The sequence below is a fragment of the Phyllobacterium sp. 21LDTY02-6 genome (assembly GCF_023554255.2).
Classification (GTDB): Bacteria; Pseudomonadota; Alphaproteobacteria; order Rhizobiales; family Rhizobiaceae; genus Phyllobacterium.
In genome coordinates this window covers 396,165-413,668 of the sequence record NZ_JAMJWD020000003.1, presented here as the reverse complement: position 1 = coordinate 413,668, position 17,504 = coordinate 396,165, and the positions used below count along the sequence as shown (strand labels likewise).

Sequence of the window (17,504 nt, the reverse complement as noted above, 5' to 3'; positions counted from 1 at the left end):
CTCCTCCGCCATCATTCGCGCGGCTCCCAGAATGTGCCCGGCGCCAGCGATACCGCATCTCCCACCAGCTTCTTGCCTCCGATCTTGGCGAGGACCGCGTAGAGCTTTACGGCATCGGCCTGTTCCTCGATCGTGTTTCGGGCCGGAATGCCTTCCCTGTAGCGGTCGCGCAGCTTGACGAGTTCGTCGCCTTCGGCCTTGACGATGGGGGCAAGGCGTTCCCATTCCGCATCCGAGGTCTTCAACAACGCTTTCGCATCCCGGCTCGCCGCGACGAAACCGGCAATGGCCTGCGGATGCGCCTCGGCCCATTTGTCGTGGAATATATAGCCGATGGCCGAGACTGCGCCCGTCGCGCCCAATGCCTGCGCGGCATCGCTGGTGCTGATCAGCCGGCGGAAACCCGATGCCTCCAGCCGCGCGCAGAAGTTCCAGAAATTCAGCACGGCGTCGAGTTCGTTCTGCCGTGCCTTCTCCGCCAGCAATGGCGGCGTGCCGTAGATGATTTCGTTCTCCTCCACCAGATCCAGCGACATGCTCCTGGCAAAGCCCTGGATAAGCAGCCAGCTCTTGTCGAGCGGCCCTCCTGCCACGCCCAGTTTCTTGCCTTTCAGATCGGCGAGACGCTTGATGGGCGATTCGTTGCGGACCATCATCGCTCCCACCGCGCTCGAATAGGGCACGAAGGTCAGATCCTCCCCCGAGGAACGCTGGCGGGAAACCCAGAGCCAGTCCGAAACGATGATATCGACAGCTCCGGCCATCATGGCGACATTGGTCGCATCCTCGCTGGCGAAGAACTGCACCTCCATGTCCAGGCCGTGCTTTTCATCCAGGCCATGATGCTTGATCGTATCGAGCTCCCAGTTGACCGTGCCGAATTTGAGCACCCCGATGCGCAGTTTTTCGGCGGCCTCCGCCGGTGCTGCTGCCATGGCGGCGATCAGCAGGACCAGCGCCAGCAGCCGCAAGACGATGCGGCGGCGCAACGGGACTGAAACCGCACCTGCCGCCATTTGGGCAACCATTTGGGCGCTCATAGGGTGATCTCGTTGGAGGGGAACTTGCATTTCCAGCGCGCCACCCGCAGCTTCGGGTGCTGATCCGCCCATTTTGCGATCTCGGCAGGCGCAAGGAACATGCAGTTGAGAAGATTCGACCTGTTTTCGAAGCGCAGGCGCTCTTCCCTGCAGCTGGAAGGATTGGAAATCAGACAGACGGTCAGGATGAGCTCAACGACATTCACTCGGCACCTCCAATCCCTATCTGTTCCATCCCTGCGCGCCATGTCCGGCATCGGAAAGGCGGGGGACGAAGTGTCGGTCGGATCTCTCACGGTGCCCAATGAGAAACGCATTCCCAAACTACGAGCACGCCAGCTTTTCGTCAATCATCGGGGCGGGGAAAACGCAAACGTGATGGTGCGACTTTATTTTCCGGGACGGGCAATTGACTTATGGTTTGGGGCAGGTAACGTTTTCACCGGTGATGCCAATGCATGGAGAATTGGCACCAGTCTTCGTCTAGGGCACCCTTGGCGAATATGAGGAAATGCCATGCGATACCCTGTAATACTGATTGGTTTGTCAGTTGCAGTCCTGTCGGTTGTTGGAGCCCGTGCGCAAGACGCGGGCGATGCAACGGCTGGTGCAACTGTGTTCAAGAAATGTACCGCCTGCCATGTGGCCGATACCGACAAGAACAAGGTCGGGCCGTCCCTGAAGGGGATTTTCGGCAGGACCGCCGGCACCCATCCCGGCTTCAATTATTCACCTGCGATGAAGGCAGCCGGTGCGGGCGGTCTCGTATGGGACGCGGCGTCGCTGCGTGACTATCTTCACAATCCCAAGGCCAAGGTGAAGGGCACGAAGATGGCGTTTCCGGGCATGAAGGACGAGACGGAAATCTCCAATCTCGAAGCCTACCTCAAACAATATTCGAACTAGCATTTCGGCCGCCGGTTGAACCGGCGGCACGAAGCCGCGTGCCGATAGCCTGGCGATATTACGGATTTTCACGCCATTTTATCGAGCAGCCGACGGAAGCGACCTGCTCTCGCGGCCCCTCTCCGGTCTCGGCTATCTGCAACATCGCCTCGAACAGGTCGCGGCGCAGCCCCGGCTGGTCCTTCTCCTTGCGCGAGGCATCGAGCCGGCCGCGATATTGCAGTTCTCCCCGGCTATTGAAGCAGAAGAAATCCGGCGTGCAGACGGCTCCATAGGCGCGGGCGACGGTCTGGTCCGCATCGTGGAGATAGGGAAACGGCAAGCGGTTGTCCTCGGCAAAGCGCCGCATGTTCTCATAGGAATCATCCGGATAGGCCTCGGCATCGTTGGAGTTGATGGCAACGAAGCCGATCCCGATGGGCGCGAGTTCCTCGGCGTCGCGCACAATGCGCTGGATGATCGCTTTGACATAGGGGCAGTGATTGCAGATGAAGGCGACGACCAGGCCCTTCGGCCCGGCCTGCTGCAGGATCGAATGGGCTTTTGCGTCCGTTCCCGTCAGAACCGCGTCCCTGGCCTTCCAGCCGAAATCACAAACTGGTGGTATCGCGGCCATGTCGCCTCCCTATGCTGCGCGCGCCTGCCGGGCGCTCTCGGCAGCCTGCCGTATCGCGCCGATATTAGCCGCATAGGCGGCCTTGCCGCTACCCTTGAAGATCGCCGACCCTGCGACGAGCACATTCGCGCCAGCTTCCGCGACGAGCGGCGCGGTCTCGGCGGTGATCCCGCCATCGACCTCGATATCGATCGGACGGGCGCCGATCAGGCTTTTCACCCGCCGGATCTTCTCGACGACCGACGGAATGAACGCCTGCCCGCCGAAGCCGGGATTGACGGTCATCAGCAGCACGAGATCGAGCCGGTCGAGCACATATTCGATGACGGATTCCGGCGTCGAGGGATTGAGCGAAACGCCGGCCTTCTTGCCGAGTTGCCGGATGGTCTGCAGGGAGCGGTCGAGATGCGGACCCGCCTCCGCATGGACGGTGATGATGTCGCAGCCTGCATCGGCGAATGCGGCGAGGTAATTATCCGCCGGGGCGATCATCAGATGGCAATCGAACACCGCGTCGGTGCGGTTTCGGACCGATTTGACGATCTGCGGCCCGAATGTGATGTTCGGCACGAAATGTCCGTCCATCACATCCAGATGCACCCAGTCCGCGCCGGCGGCGATGACGTCCTCGACCTCCTGGCCGAGCCTCGAGAAGTCGGCTGAAAGAACCGACGGTGCTATGAGCGTATCCCTGGTCATGACGATTGCTCCTCCTCCACCCGTGGCTGGGCAAACACGCGGCTGCCCTTGATGTCGTCGACGGTGATGCGCGACAGCGTATCCGCATCGATCGCGCCGCTGGAATTCTCGAACAGCCGGTTGGCCTGGCGCAGCCGCGCACGGTCGAGCGCATTGCGGATGGAGCGGGCATTGGCGAAATGCGGTTGCCGCCGCCGCTGTTCGATATAGTCGGCCATGATCCTGCGGCCTTCGTCGTCGAAATGATAATTCTGCTTCGACAACATGATTTCGGCGATCTGAAGCAATTCCTCCGGACTATAGTCGGGGAAATCGATGTGATGCGCAATCCGCGAGCGGAATCCCGGATTGCTGGCGAAAAACTTGTCCATCCGGTCGCTATAGCCCGCAAGGATGACGACGAGGTCCTCGCGCTGGTTCTCCATGACCTGCAGGAGAATCTCGATCGCCTCCTGGCCGTAGTCGCGTTCATTCTCCTGCCGGTGCAGGTAATAGGCCTCGTCGATGAACAGCACGCCGCCCATCGCCTTTTTGAGGATTTCCTTCGTTTTCGGCGCCGTATGCCCGATATACTGGCCGACGAGATCGTCGCGCGTCACCGAAACGAGATGACCCTTGCGGATATAGCCGAGCCGATGCAGCAGATCGGCCATCCGCAGCGCCACCGTGGTCTTGCCGGTGCCGGGATTGCCGCTGAAGCTCATATGCAGCGTCGGCGTCTCGTGGGCGAGGCCCATCCGCCGCCGCGCCCGTTCAACCAGCAGCAGGGCGGCGGTCTCCTTGATGCGCTGCTTGACCGGACGGAGCCCGATCAATTCGCGATCGAGCTCCTCCAGGACCTCCGCGACGCCGGAATCGACATATTCCGCACGCAGGTCAACGGTCTTCGGCACATCTTCCGCCACTGTGGCGATGGTGTCGGCGCCGATGTCAGCCATAGCGCTGCCCCGCCGGCTTGTCGGCTGCATAAGCGCGCGTCGTATAGCGGATCACGCGGCCCGGCGCCTCCTGGCGGGAAAGCTGGAAGCCAGGCTCCTCCGCCGGGCGGTTGACGATGAAGGACAGTTTCACCGACTCCCAGCCATGGCTGTTGTCGAAGGCCACCAGGCGGATATAGCAATGGCCATAGACCTTGCGGCATTCCTTCAGCTCCATGAGCAAGGCGGCCGCATCCGGATTGTCGAACATCGGATGGCCCCACATCTCCCAATAGGTGTTGCGGGGATGCGGGTCGTCGGTGAATTCGAGGCTGACCGCCCAGCCATTGTCGATGCAATACTGCGCCTGCCGCGCAATCTGCTCATCCGTCAGGTCCGGCAGAAATGAGAATGTTCCCTGGGTGATGCGCATGTCATTTCTCCTATTCGGCTGCTGTCGCGGTCGGAACGAAATCCGGCGAGTCGGTTGAGGTGTAGTTGAAGGTGACGTCCTTCCAGACTTCGAGCGCCTGCTGCAGCGGCTGGCAGTTGCGTGCTGCCGTCCGCAATATTTCCGGCCCCTCGCGCACGATGTCCCGGCCCTCGTTGCGGGCGAGGATCATACATTCGAGCGCTACCCGGTTGGCCGTCGCGCCGGCGGCAATGCCCATCGGATGGCCGATCGTGCCGCCCCCGAACTGCAGGACGACGTCCTCGCCCAGAAGATCGAGCAATTGATGCATCTGGCCGGCATGAATGCCGCCCGAGGCCACGGGCATCATCTTGTTCAGCGACCCCCAGTGCTGGTCGAAGAACACGCCGTTCTCCAGCCGCATCGGATTGAAGTCGTCGCGGCAGATGTCGTAATAGCCGCGCGTGGTGGCGGGATCGCCCTCCAGCTTGCCGACGACAGTCCCGGCATGGATGTGGTCCACGCCGGCGAGGCGCATCCATTTGGCGATGACGCGGAACGAGACGCCGTGCGACTTCTGCCTCGTATAGGTGGAATGACCCGCCCGGTGCAGATGCAGGATCATGTCGTTGCGCCTGGCCCATTTTGCCATGGACTGGATGGCGGTATAGCCGATGACGAGATCGATCATGACGATGTTCGAGCCCAGTTCCTTGGCGAAATCGGCGCGTTCATACATGTCTTCCATCGTGGCGGCGGTGACGTTCAGGTAGCTGCCCTTCACCTCGCCCGTTGCCGCCTGCGCCTTGTTCACGGCCTCCATGCAATAGAGGAAGCGCTCGCGCCAGTGCATGAAGGGCTGGGAGTTGATGTTCTCGTCGTCCTTGGTGAAGTCGAGGCCACCCTTGAGCGCCTCATAGACCACGCGGCCATAATTGCGCCCGGACAGGCCGAGCTTCGGCTTCACGGTTGCGCCGAGCAATGGCCGGCCGAACTTGTCGAGCCGTTCGCGTTCGACGACGATGCCGGTCGGCGGGCCCTGGAACGTTTTGACATAGGCCACCGGCAGGCGCATGTCCTCCAGCCGCAGCGCCTTCAGGGGCTTGAAGCCGAACACATTGCCGATGATCGACGCCGTCAGGTTGGAGATCGAGCCCGGCTCGAACAGGTCGAGGTCATAGGCGATATAGGCGAAGTATTGCCCTTCGCCATTGGGAACCGGATCGACCCTGTAGGCCTTGGCGCGGTACTTCTCCGTCGCGGTCAACCTGTCGGTCCAGACGACGGTCCAGGTCGCGGTAGAGGATTCGCCCGCAACTGCCGCCGCCGCTTCGATCGGGTCCACGCCGTCCTGCGGCGTGATGCGGAACAGGGCGATGATATCGGTGTCCTTCGGCTCGTAGTCGGGCTCCCAATAGCCCATCTTCTTGTATTCCATGACACCGGATCTGTAGCGTTCCTTCCCCGTCACTGTTTCTGATTTGTTTGACATTGTACGTCCTTTCTCGCTGATGGGGCTTCAGGCAGCCTTCGCTGCGGCAAATTGCGGGTCGAGCTTTCCTGCGGCGTATCGTTTCGCCATCTCGTCGAGGCCGAGAGGCCTGATCTTCGAGGCGTGGCCGGCCGAGCCGAAGCGTTCGAACCGATCGCGGCAAAGATCGCGCATGGCGTCGAGCGCCGGCTTCAGGAATTTGCGCGGGTCGAATTCCGCCGGATTCTCCAATGCGATCTTGCGGAACTGCCCCGTCATCGCCATCCGGCAGTCGGTGTCGATATTGACCTTGCGCACGCCATGGCGAATGCCGCGTTCGATCTCCTCGACGGGAACGCCATAGGTCTGCGGCATCTCGCCGCCAAACCGGTTGATGATGTCCTGCAAGGGCTGCGGCACCGATGACGAACCGTGCATGACGAGATGCGTGTTCGGCAGCTTGCGGTGGATCTCCTCGATGACGCCCATCGCCAGGATTTCGCCATCGGGGGCACGGGAGAATTTATAGGCGCCGTGCGACGTGCCGCAGGCGATCGCCAGGGCGTCGACATGCGTCCTCTGCACGAAATCCACCGCCTGGTCCGGATCGGTCAACAGCTGCTCATGGCTCAGCTTGCCGCTTGCACCATGACCATCCTCGGCTTCCGCCTCGCCGCTTTCGAGCGAGCCGAGCACGCCGAGCTCGCCTTCCACCGACACGCCCAGCCAATGGGCGATGGAGGTGACGCGCCGGGTGATCGCGACATTGTATTCGAAGGATGCGGGCGTCGCCGCGTCGGCCTCGAGCGAGCCGTCCATCATCACGGAGGTGAAGCCGTGACGGATGGCCGTCATGCAAGTGGCCTCGTCATTGCCGTGGTCCTGGTGCAGGCAGATCGGGATGGCTGGATACATCTCCACCAGCGCATCGATCATCCGGGCGAGCATGACGTCCTTGGCGTAGGACCGCGCACCGCGCGATGCCTGCAGGATGACCGGCGCATCACAGGCCGCCGCCGCTTCCATGACCGCGAGGCCCTGTTCCATGTTGTTGATGTTGAAGGCGGGGACGCCGTATCCATGCTCTGCCGCGTGGTCGAGCAATTGCCGCAATGTAATCCTGGCCATCCTCAATACTCCTTCTCGTTGATGAGCTTGCGCGCCGTGGCGACGATATGTTCGGGTGTGATTTCGAAATGCCGGTAGAGCTCGGGCGCCGGCGCGCTGGCGCCGAAACCCCGCATGCCGATGAAAGCGCCGCGCTCGCCGATCCAGCGATCCCAGCCGAGCCGGGCCGCGGCTTCGATGCCGATGCGCGGGGCCGCGGCGAGAACCGACCGCCGATAGGCGCCGGGCTGCGCTTCGAACAGTTCCCAGCACGGCATCGACACCACCGCGGCGGCGATGCGGTGCTGCGCCCGCAATATGTCCGCCGCGGTACAGGCGATCTCCACCTCGGAACCGGTCGCCAGCAGCGTGACCGCACGCGGTTCCGCCGTTTCCCGCAGGACGTAGGCGCCCCGCGCCGAGCGGCAATCCTCCGAATGTGCCTGCCGAAGCATGGGCAGGTTCTGGCGGGAAAGGACGATGACGCTCGGCCGGTCCCGCTGCTGCAGCGCCAGTTCCCAGCACTCCGCCGTCTCGATGATATCGGCCGGGCGGAACACGTTGAGATTGGGCGTTGCCCGCAGCATGGCCAGATGTTCGACAGGCTGGTGCGTCGGGCCATCCTCGCCGAGGCCGATGGAATCATGCGTCATGACATAGATCACCTGCTGGCCCATCAGGGCCGAGAGGCGCATCGCCCCGCGCGCATAATCGGCAAAGGCGAGGAATGTACCGCCATAGGGGATGAAGCCGCCATGCAGCGCCAGCCCGTTCATCGCTGCGGCCATGCCATGCTCGCGGATGCCGTAATGGACATAGCGGCCGGTGAAATCGTCCGGGGTGATGCTCATCATCCCCTTGGTCAGCGTCAGGTTCGAATGGGTCAGGTCGGCCGAGCCGCCAACCGTCAGCTCCGTCTGTTCGTTGACGACGCCCAGCACCATCTCGGATGCCTTGCGGGTTGCGACCTTCGTCGCATTCTCCGCATGGTGGCGGCGGAACTTCGCCAGTTCCTCGGCCAATGTCGGCGGAAGCTGCCGCTGCATCGTCTGCCGGAACTCCTCGCCCAGCGGCGATGCGCCTACCCGCACGCACCATTCGCGACGTTGATCGGCGCCGCGCCGCGCCACATCGCGCCAGGCCTCGACGATCTCCTCCGGAACGATGAAGGGCTCGTGCTGCCAGCCGATCGCCTGCCGTGCCGCCGCGATCTCGTCGGCGCCGAGCGGCGCACCATGGACCTTTTCGCTGCCCTGCAGGTTTGGCGCGCCCTTGCCGATCACCGTGCGGCAGGAAATGAGCGACGGGCGGCTTGTCGTCCGGGCGTTCGCGATGGCCTCGCCTATCGCCTCGTGATCGTGTCCGTCCACCTCCTGCACCTCGAAACCAGCCGCCTTGAACCGCTCGAGCTGGTCCGTCGAGGTCGACAGCGAGGTAGGACCGTCGATCGAGATGGAATTATTGTCCCAGAGCACGATCAGCTTCGACAGATTGAGATGGCCGGCAAGATCGATCGCCTCGTGGCTGATGCCTTCCTGCAGGCAGCCGTCGCCGGCAATCACATAGGTGAAATGATCGACGATCTCGGCGCCGAACCGGGCGGCCAGCATGCGCTCGGCAAGCGCCATGCCGACGGCGGTGGCAATGCCCTGCCCGAGCGGGCCGGTCGTCATCTCGATGCCCTGCGCGTGGCCGTATTCGGGATGTCCTGCCGTCCTCGCGCCCAGTTGGCGGAAGCGTTGCAGCTCCTCTATCGGCATGTCCGGGTAGCCGATGAGATAATGGATGGCGTATTGCAGCATCGAGCCGTGCCCGGCCGACAGGATGAAGCGGTCGCGGTCCGGCCATTGCGGATGCAGCGGGTCGAGCTTGATGAACCTGTTGAACAGCACCGCCGCGACGTCGGCCATGCCCATCGGCATGCCCGGATGGCCGGAATTGGCCTTCTGTACGCTGTCCATGGCCAGGGCGCGGATGGCATTGGCCATGTCGCGTTCCGCGACGCTCTCCCTGTCCGGGCTTTCCTTCAGCAAAGCTTGTGTCTGCATGGTCGTCTCCTCACGAGGCTCTGTTTTTGCGTTCGATCAGCTGCATGATCAGCGGCGTCAGGATGAGTTGCATCGCCAGGTCGAGCTTGTTTCCCGGTACGACGATCGAATTTGCCCGCGACATGAAAGAATCGTGGATCATCGAAAGCAGGTACGGGAAGTCGATGCCTCTCGGCCGGGCGAAGCGGATGACGAGCATCGATTCGTCAGGCGTCGGTATCCATCGCGCGATGAACGGGTTGGACGTATCGACGATCGGCACACGCTGGAAATTGATGTCGGTCAGCGTGAACTGCGGCGTGATGAAGCGCACATAGTCCGGCATGCGGCGCAGGATGACGTCCATCACGGCCTCGGTCGAATAGCCGCGCGTCGCGCGGTCGCGATGGATCTTCTGGATCCATTCGAGGTTGATGACCGGCACGACACCGATCTTGAGATCCGCATGGCGCGCGAGATCGATGCCGTCGGCAACCGCGCAGCCGTGCAGCCCCTCATAGAAGAGCAGCGTACTTGGCGGCAGGTCGCGCCATTCGGTGAAGGTGCCGGCCGGCGTGTCGTAGAGCCTGGCCTCCTCCTCGTCATGGACATAGGTGCGCGTCTTGCCGGTGCCCCTGCGGCCATATTCCTCGAACACCTCCTGGAGCTTCAGCAGTTCGTTGGCGTCGGCATTGAAATGGGTAAAGTTGGGATTTCCCTTCTTCTCCTCTTCGGCAACTTTCTCCTTCATGGCGTTGCGGTCATATTTGTGGAAGGCATCGCCTTCGATGAAGGCGGCTTCGATCTGTTCGCGGCGGAAAATCTGCTCGAATATGCGCTTGACCGACGTGGTGCCGGCGCCCGATGAACCGGTGATCGAGATGATCGGATGCTTTGTCGACATGATGCCCCCCTCAAACCCTGAACAGGCCGCGATTGCTGAAAAGCGGCGCCCGTTCTCCGATATTGCTGGGATCGGTGTGATAGCGTCCGATGCGCGCGACCTCCCGCGCGGCGCCGAAGACCAGCGGAACGCGCTGATGCATCGCATGCGGAACGATATCCAGTATCCTGTTGACGGTATCGGTCGCCGCTCCACCCGCCTGCTCGATCAGGAACGCGATCGGGTTGGCCTCGTAGACCAGCCGCAGCCGGCCCTCGCCATAGGTCTTGCGCTTGTCGCCGGGATAGAGGAACACACCGCCGCGCGTCAGGATGCGGTAGGCCTCGGCAACCAGCGAGGCAATCCAGCGCATGTTGAACTCGCGCCCGCGCGGCCCCTCGCTGCCCTTCAGGCAGTCGTCGATATAGAGCCGGACGGCCTCGTCCCAATGCCGGTAATTGGCGGCATTGATCGCAAATTCATGCGCCCTGCTTTCAATCGCGACGCTTTCATAGGCCTGGACGAAAGTGCCCAGCCGGCTCGAAAACACGAAGATATGCGTGCCGCTTCCAAGGGTGAGCACCAGGGCAAGCTGGGGCCCGTAGATGAAGAAGCCGGCGGCGAGCTGGTTGCTGCCCGACTGCAGGAACGAGGCGAGCGGGTCCTTCTCCGGGTCACCGACGACCGGCAGTATCGAGAAGATCGTGCCGATGGAGACGTTGGTGTCGATATTGGATGAACCGTCGAGGGGATCGATCGCCAGTGCCAGCCGCGCGTCGGTTGCAAGCACCGCCGGCGTCGGCAGTTCCTCCGAACCATAGAGGGCGACCGGCGCTTCGCGGACCGCCTGCAGGAACATGTCGTCGGCAAAGACGTCCAGCGCCTTCTGCGTGTCGCCATCGGCATTGACGGAGCCGCCGCCATTGGAGAAAGCCTTGCCGAGAGCGCCCTGATTGATGAACCCGCGGATTTTCACGGCCGTCAGGGCCAATTGGCGCACGACCGAGGAGACACTCACGCGCGAGGGGTCTTCATCCTTCGCATAGGAGCCGAGAAAGGCATCGAGCGTTGCCGTGGTCATCATCTTTCCTCCCGCACCCGGCGTGCGTGCCGGGCTTGCGAATAGAGGACCATCCACGCCGCAATAAGTAAAATTTATTTAATTTACTGATCCGGTAAAAAAATCTAAGCTCTATCCATGCGCAACCTCAACCTCAAGCAATTGCGGGCAGTTCAGGCGATCAAGCAGCACGGAACCATCGTCGCCGCCGCCAATGCACTCGGCCTGACCCCGCCGGCGGTGACCATCCAGCTCAAGCTTCTGGAGGAGGATGCGGAAATCGTGCTGTTCGACCGCACCAATGAAGGGCTGCGCCCGACGGCTGCGGGCCTTGCCTTTCTCGATGCCGCCCAGATGATCGAAGAGCGGCTGCGCCTGCTCAATGACGAGATCGACGCGCTGAAAGGCCTCCGGACCGGATCGCTGTCGCTTGGTGTCGTATCGACGGCGAAATATTTCGCGCCGCAGATGATGGCGACCTTCGCCAAGGATCATCCCGATATCGCGGTCAAGCTCATCATCGGCAACCGCGCCGAGATCATCGAGAGCCTGAAAAGCCATTCGGTCGATCTCGCGCTGATGGGCCGGCCGCCGCGCGACGTTCCGCTGCGGTCCGCCGTGTTCGGCGATCACCCCCTCGTCATGATCGCCGCTCCCGACCATCCCCTGGCCAGCAGCCGCGACATCACCAAGGAGCGTATTGCCCGCGAGAATTTCCTCATTCGCGAATCCGGCTCCGGCACGCGCATATCGCTCGAAATCTTCCTGAGCGAACTGCCGGGACGGCTCGACGATCTCGGCACGGAGATGTCGTCGAACGAGACGATAAAACAGGCCGTGATGGCAGGGCTCGGCGTCGCCTTCATCTCCGCCCATACGATCGCGCTGGAACTGGAGGTCGGCAGGCTGGTGATCCTCGACGTCATCGGCATGCCCATCCGCCGCCAGTGGTTTTCCGTCGTGCGCACGGACAGGACCATGTCGCCGGCGATGCAGGCCTTCCAGAATTTCCTGGCGAGGAAGGGAGCGCAGTGCCTGCCTTCGATCGACAGGCTCTATCCGTTCACGGGCACTTGAGCGGCATCAGCCGGCAAGCCGGCCCTTGAGCGTTCCCGCCCGCCTCGATCCTGCGCCGGCCTTCTTTTCCTGCAACAGATTCTGGGACTGCGACAAATTCTGGATGATCGGGCAATCCGGGCGATTGTCGCCATGGCAATGCGCCGCCAGATGGCGCAGCGTGTCCGCCATCTCCTGCAATTGCAGCATCTTCTCCTCCAGCTCGCGAACATGCCTGAGGGCGATGGTCTTCACGTCGGACGATGCCCGGCTGCGGTCGCGCCAGAGCATGAGCAATTGGCGGATATGGTCGATGGAGAAGCCGAGATCCCTGCCGCGCCGGATGAAGCGCAAGGTGTCGAGATCGTCACCGCCATAGACGCGGTAACCGGATTGCGTTCGATCGGCCGGCTCGATGAGGCCTATCGATTCGTAATGACGGATCATCTTGGCCGATACGCCGGAGGATGCAGCTGCCTCGCCAATATTCATGGACGCTCTCCTTTCGCCTCGTGCTCATATTTGTGCATTCCGGCCTGCATTACCAAGGGGCGCCCTTGAGTTTTCGACCGCGAGGCACTGGCGCGAGCGAAGGCGCGATGCCCATTGCATAAATTGCCGCCCGCACCTAAACCAGCTCTGTATATCGCGGCGGGAGACATGCAATGGAAAAGGCCAAATATCATACCCAGCTCGGCGGGCTGCCGGGGCAGACGGAGCTGCTGTCGAGCAAGGCGGTTTTCACCACCGCCTATGCCGTCATTCCGAGGACTGTCATGATGGACATCGTGACCAGCCTGCTGCCGCATTGGGACAATACCCGCGCATGGATACTTTCGCGGCCGCTCACCGGCTTTTCCGAGACATTCTCGCAATATCTCATGGAAGTCGGCCCCGGCGGCGGCAGCCAGCGGCCGGAACCGGACGCGAGGGCCGAGGCAGCGCTGTTCGTGGTCGACGGGCAATTGACCATCGAGACCGAAGGCCGCGCCCATGCCTTGCGGGCGGGTTCCTTCGCCTTCATACCGGCGGGCTCGTCCTGGACCGTGCACAATCCCGGTGCCGAGGCAGCGCGCTTCCATTGGGTCCGCAAGAAATTCGAGGCGGTCGACGGGCTGGAACCACCCCCGGCGGTCTTTGCCCATGAGGACGATGTCGCCCTGTCGCCCATGCCGGATACCGATGGGCGCTGGGGCACGACGCGATTCATCGATCCCGACGATGTGCGTTACGACATGCACCTCAATATCGTGACCTTCGAGCCCGGCGCCACCATTCCATTCATGGAAACCCATATCATGGAACACGGGCTCTATGTCCTCGAAGGCAAGGCCGTCTATCGCCTCAACCGCGACTGGGTGGAAGTCGAGGCCGGCGATTTCATGTGGCTGCGCGCCTTCTGCCCGCAGGCCTGCTATGCCGGTGGCCCCGGGCGCTTCCGCTACCTTCTGTACAAGGACGTCAACCGCCACCCCAGGCTGTGGTGATTGCATCACCGACGCCTTCAGGGCAGCGAAATCTCTGCAACGAGGCCGCCGCCGGGCCGATTGTAGATCCGCGCTTCACCGCCGATCACGGCGGCAAGCTGCTGCGCTATGGCCAGGCCGAGACCCGTGCCGCCGGTATCGCGGTTGCGCGAGCTCTCCAGCCGGAAGAACGGCTGCATGGCGGCGTGCAGCTTGTCGTCGGGAATGCCGGGGCCGCGATCCAGCACCAGGATGGCGATCGAGCCTGCGCCCCGGCGTTCGACGCTGATTTCGGCGGCGCCGGCGAATTTCAGGGCGTTGTCGATGAAATTGGTCAGGATGCGCCGTAGCGCGTGCGGCCTGGTCAGCGCCGTGCCGTGGACAAGACCGGCAACGGCGACGGCCTTGCCCATGTCCTGGTAGTCATAGGCGATACTGTCGATGAAGGATGCGAGATCGATACGCGCGGCCTTCTCGCCGCTGCCATGGGAGCTTCGCGCATAGGCGATGCCATCCTGCACCAGGCGCTCGATCTCGCGCAGGTCGCCGATCAGCTTTGTCTTCTCCGGCGTATCTTCGGCCATGTCGGCCCGCAGCCGCATCCGCGTGATCGGGGTCTGCAAGTCATGGGAGATCGCCGCCAGTATCTGCACGCGCTCTTCGAGGTAGTGGGCGATACGCTCGCGCATGGCGTTGAAGGCGCGGGCCGCATCAGCGACCTCGCTCGGGCCGGTCTCGCTCAGCGGCGAACTCTTCCTCTTCGGATCGAGGGCATCGGCCGCGGCGGCGAGAGTGCCAAGCGGGCGAACCGCCTGGCGCACCGCAAGCCATGTGCACAGAACCAGCAACAGCATCTGCGCGGCAAAGACATAGGGCAGCCACTCGGCCAGCGGCATGACACCGCGCGGCGTGACATCGATGGTCAGCGGCGAACCGTCGGAAAGCGTCAAATGCGCCTGCAACCGCTTTCCGTCACCCGGAATGGCTTCGACCCGCAGCGGGAACCTGTTGCCTGCCGCCTCTTCGATCCGCTCGGCGATCTCCGCGCCGCGGCCCGACATGTCGGGGACCCCCGGCAGGCCCGGCCCGAGGACGAGCTGGTAATTGCCGCGGCTCAGCCGGTCCAGCCAATCGGCTCGCTCATTGGCGGGCAGCCTGTCGATGACCGCAATCGACGTCGCAAGGTCGCTTTCCAGCGTCCCCAGCATGACCGCCTTGGCGGACATGTAGCGTTCGGCGAAGAGAATGCTGAACGACAGGCCATAGGCGACAGCCAGGCCCGCGAACAATATGAGGAAGAGCCGGGCGCGCAGCGAGCTTGGCCAATGGAAGGAACCGGGCCACTGGAAGGTGGGCCAATGCGAGACGCTTTCCCTCATGTCCGTGGCACCGAAATCTCGACCGGCACGGAAAACACATAGCCCTCCGCCCGCACCGTCTTGATATAGGTCGGCTCCCGCGCATCGTCGCCGAGACGCTGGCGCAGGCGGCTTACCAGCAGGTCGATCGACCGGTCGAACAGTTCGGCGTCGCGGCCCTGCGTGAGGTTCAATATCTGGTCACGATTGAGCACGCGCTGGGGATGATCGATGAAGACGCGCAACAGCCGGTATTCGGCGCCGCTGAGCGCGATCTCGGTGCCGTCCCTGTCGAGGAGGTGCCGGCCGACCGTATCGAGCCGCCAATTGCCGAATGTCAGCAACTGCCCCGCCTCGCTGATCTGCAGATTGGGCGGCAGCATGCGCGTGCGCCGCAGCACCGCCTTTATGCGCGCCAGCAGCTCGCGGGCCGCGAAGGGCTTCGGCAGGTAATCGTCGGCGCCCATTTCAAGGCCGATGATGCGGTCCATCTCGTCGTCGCGAGCGGTGAGCATGATGACGGGCGTCGCCTTGTGCCTGCCGGCGCGAAGCTCCCGGCAAAGCACCAGCCCGTCATCGCCCGGCATCATCACGTCGAGGACGATCAGGTCGACCGTGCCCGTTTCGAGGAAACTGCGCATCTGCCGGCCGTCGGCCGCGACCGTGGTGCGCAAACCGTTCTTCTTCAGGTAACTCGACACGAGCTCGCGAATTTCACGGTCGTCATCGACGATCAGTATGTGATCCACATGCTCCATTTTTCATCTTTCAGCAGTCCGAAGCTGGCCGTGCGGCCGGCGACATTAATTCCGTTTCAGCGCGCGCGAGTAAAGCGGTTTCTCCACCGCCGCCCCGGCTCAGAACTTCGCGACGTCGAGGATGGCCCGGGCGAAAGCCTGCGGCGCCTCCTGCGGCAGGTTATGGCCGATGCCGCCGGTCAATGTCCGGTGCTCATACTTGCCGGAGAACTTGCCCCTGTATGCCGAAGGCTGCGGATGCGGCGCGCCGTTGGCATCGCCCTCCAGGGTGATCGTCGGGATGGCGATGACCGGCGCCATTGCAAGCTGCTTCTCGTACTCGTCGAATTGCGCCTCGCCTTCCGCCAGGCCGAGCCGCCAGCGATAATTATGGATCGTGACCTCCACATGGTCCGGATTGTCGAATGCCGCCGCCGAGCGATCGAAGGTCTCGGCGTCGAACTTCCATGTCGGCGACGCGGTGCGCCAGATCAGCCTGGCGAAATCATGCGTATTGGCCTGGTAGCCAAGCCGGCCGCGCTCGGTTGCAAAGTAGAACTGATACCACCAGGACAGCTCCGCCGCCGGCGCGAGCGGCTTGCTGTTCGCCGCCTGGCTGCCGATGAGATAGCCGCTCACCGAAACCATCGCCTTGCAGCGCCCCGGCCACAGCGCGGCCATGATATTGACCGTCCGCGCGCCCCAATCATAACCGCCGAGTATCGCCTTATCGACGCCGAGCGCATCCATGAAGGCAATCATGTCGGCCGCCAATGCCGCCTGCTGGCCGTTGCGCGGCGTCTCGTCGGAGAGAAAGCGCGTCGTGCCATAGCCGCGAAGATAGGGGACAAGCACGCGGTAACCGGCATCGGCAAGCAGCGGCGCGACATCGACATAGCTGTAGATGTCGTAGGGCCAGCCGTGGACGAGCAGGACGACCGGACCATCGGCAGGGCCGGCTTCCGCATATCCGATGTCGAGAACGCCGGCCTTGACCTGCTTCAGCGCCGCGAAGGATTTATGGCCACCGGCTGCGGCCGGCGCGGCGGTGGATGATTGCGCATGTCCGATCGCGCTCATGCCGAACTCGGCGGCGGCGACGGTCATGGCGGCGATACCGAAAAAGCGGCGGCGCTGCGGGTTGAATTCGAGGGTCATCATTTCTCTCCATCTCGGTTGTCTGCTGACGCCGAGAAAGCCAGCCGCATGTATCGCCGGTGTGTCGTGTCCGATCCGCAATTGCATGCGGATGTAACGGGAAGCCACCTTGATACATTGCGATACAATTCGCCTGGTGCAGCGCATCAGGAGGAGTTGCATTACCCTGCGTGCTTCGTGGTTCGACGAGCACGCAGCAACACTTATCCCACTTTTTTGGATTAACCGGCTGTTTGGGGATGAATTTCATGGGTCAAAAAAATATTTTTGACGCCAGATGCCCTGCAAGCCACTGATTTCGCTTGCAGTGAGCGCGAAACGACCCGCCAAAATGCGGGGGGATAAATGGAAACTTATCCCACCACTTTGAAACCGGGTTATTTTGTACAAATCCTTTCCAGTGGGGGAGCAGCTTCCGGTGCTGTTTCGATTGCTGGGAAAGGGTGGCGTTGCCGGACGGTCGGAAGTGACAACCCCGATTGACCGGCAAACTGCAGAAGGAAACGGAGGTGGCGCTTCGTTTTCCGGGTTGTTGCGTCTGACAAACGTAACAATGGCAGGCAAAGACGTCGCGGGCGGTCTTCGGACCTC

The 17,504-nt window shown here is 62.6% G+C and carries 18 protein-coding genes; 3 read left to right on the top strand and 15 right to left on the bottom strand.

The genetic code is table 11. The features are described 5' to 3' along the window. Positions 1-11: 11 nt before the first annotated feature. Together M8997_RS13365 and M8997_RS13360 are read right to left on the bottom strand one after the other, a co-directional pair. Positions 12-1,028, bottom strand: coding sequence for an ABC transporter substrate-binding protein (locus tag M8997_RS13365; protein ID WP_250018918.1), 1,017 nt, complete (start codon positions 1,026-1,028; stop codon positions 12-14). Between the two features lie 8 nt (positions 1,029-1,036). Further along, positions 1,037-1,246, bottom strand: coding sequence for a hypothetical protein (locus M8997_RS13360; protein ID WP_250018919.1), 210 nt, complete (start codon positions 1,244-1,246; stop codon positions 1,037-1,039). A 310-nt stretch (positions 1,247-1,556) separates the two neighbouring features. Between M8997_RS13360 and M8997_RS13355 the strand changes: the two genes are divergently transcribed. After that, the gene (locus tag M8997_RS13355; RefSeq protein WP_250018920.1) at positions 1,557-1,946 is read left to right on the top strand and encodes a cytochrome c family protein; all 390 of its coding nucleotides are present in this window, start codon (positions 1,557-1,559) and stop codon (positions 1,944-1,946) included. Positions 1,947-2,004: 58 nt separating this feature from the next. On the opposite strand, the gene M8997_RS13350 is transcribed toward M8997_RS13355, so the two are convergent. The 9 genes from M8997_RS13350 to M8997_RS13310 are packed head-to-tail and all read right to left on the bottom strand — an operon-like array spanning position 2,005 to position 11,159. After that, complete coding sequence (locus M8997_RS13350; RefSeq protein WP_250018921.1) at positions 2,005-2,562, bottom strand: thioredoxin family protein; 558 nt, start codon at positions 2,560-2,562, stop codon at positions 2,005-2,007. A 9-nt stretch (positions 2,563-2,571) separates the two neighbouring features. Further along, entirely contained in the window at positions 2,572-3,261 is a 690-nt protein-coding gene (gene rpe, locus M8997_RS13345; RefSeq protein ID WP_250018922.1) for a ribulose-phosphate 3-epimerase, read from the bottom strand. Continuing rightward, positions 3,258-4,199 (bottom strand): CbbX protein, encoded by a 942-nt coding sequence (gene cbbX / locus M8997_RS13340; RefSeq protein ID WP_250018923.1) that lies wholly within the window; start codon positions 4,197-4,199, stop codon positions 3,258-3,260. Before cbbX ends, rpe begins: the two co-directional genes overlap by 4 nt. Continuing rightward, a complete protein-coding gene (locus M8997_RS13335; protein WP_250018924.1) occupies positions 4,192-4,611 on the bottom strand; it encodes a ribulose bisphosphate carboxylase small subunit in 420 nt (139 codons plus the stop codon). The genes cbbX and M8997_RS13335 overlap by 8 nt, the downstream gene beginning before the upstream one ends. Positions 4,612-4,621: 10 nt before the next feature. After that, positions 4,622-6,082 carry a form I ribulose bisphosphate carboxylase large subunit gene (locus M8997_RS13330; protein ID WP_250018925.1) on the bottom strand — a complete coding sequence of 487 codons (1,461 nt, stop codon included), beginning with the start codon at positions 6,080-6,082 and terminating at the stop codon, positions 4,622-4,624. A 27-nt stretch (positions 6,083-6,109) separates the two neighbouring features. After that, on the bottom strand, positions 6,110-7,189 hold the full coding sequence (gene fba, locus M8997_RS13325) for a class II fructose-bisphosphate aldolase (RefSeq protein WP_250018926.1): 1,080 nt from the start codon (positions 7,187-7,189) through the stop codon (positions 6,110-6,112). Between the two features lie 2 nt (positions 7,190-7,191). Next, complete coding sequence (tkt, locus tag M8997_RS13320; protein ID WP_250018927.1) at positions 7,192-9,216, bottom strand: transketolase; 2,025 nt, start codon at positions 9,214-9,216, stop codon at positions 7,192-7,194. Between the two features lie 10 nt (positions 9,217-9,226). Then, entirely contained in the window at positions 9,227-10,099 is an 873-nt protein-coding gene (locus M8997_RS13315; RefSeq protein ID WP_250018928.1) for a phosphoribulokinase, read from the bottom strand. A 10-nt stretch (positions 10,100-10,109) separates the two neighbouring features. Continuing rightward, a complete protein-coding gene (locus M8997_RS13310) occupies positions 10,110-11,159 on the bottom strand; it encodes a class 1 fructose-bisphosphatase (RefSeq protein ID WP_250018929.1) in 1,050 nt (349 codons plus the stop codon). Positions 11,160-11,276: 117 nt separating this feature from the next. On the opposite strand from M8997_RS13310, the gene M8997_RS13305 reads away from it, so the two are divergent. Then, positions 11,277-12,215, top strand: coding sequence for a LysR family transcriptional regulator (locus M8997_RS13305; protein WP_250018930.1), 939 nt, complete (start codon positions 11,277-11,279; stop codon positions 12,213-12,215). A 6-nt stretch (positions 12,216-12,221) separates the two neighbouring features. Here M8997_RS13305 and cueR read toward each other — a convergent pair whose 3' ends face one another. After that, entirely contained in the window at positions 12,222-12,686 is a 465-nt protein-coding gene (gene cueR, locus M8997_RS13300) for a Cu(I)-responsive transcriptional regulator (protein WP_250018931.1), read from the bottom strand. Positions 12,687-12,859: 173 nt separating this feature from the next. On the opposite strand from cueR, the gene M8997_RS13295 reads away from it, so the two are divergent. Beyond that, positions 12,860-13,681, top strand: coding sequence for a bifunctional allantoicase/(S)-ureidoglycine aminohydrolase (locus tag M8997_RS13295; RefSeq protein WP_250018932.1), 822 nt, complete (start codon positions 12,860-12,862; stop codon positions 13,679-13,681). A 17-nt stretch (positions 13,682-13,698) separates the two neighbouring features. Here M8997_RS13295 and M8997_RS13290 read toward each other — a convergent pair whose 3' ends face one another. The 3 genes from M8997_RS13290 to M8997_RS13280 form a co-directional block, all read right to left on the bottom strand. After that, positions 13,699-15,039 carry a HAMP domain-containing sensor histidine kinase gene (locus M8997_RS13290; protein WP_250018933.1) on the bottom strand — a complete coding sequence of 447 codons (1,341 nt, stop codon included), beginning with the start codon at positions 15,037-15,039 and terminating at the stop codon, positions 13,699-13,701. Then, a complete protein-coding gene (locus M8997_RS13285; RefSeq protein WP_250018934.1) occupies positions 15,036-15,776 on the bottom strand; it encodes a response regulator in 741 nt (246 codons plus the stop codon). Before M8997_RS13285 ends, M8997_RS13290 begins: the two co-directional genes overlap by 4 nt. 99 nt (positions 15,777-15,875) lie before the next feature. Then, complete coding sequence (locus M8997_RS13280) at positions 15,876-16,913, bottom strand: alpha/beta fold hydrolase (RefSeq protein ID WP_250018935.1); 1,038 nt, start codon at positions 16,911-16,913, stop codon at positions 15,876-15,878. Positions 16,914-17,504: the final 591 nt, after the last annotated feature.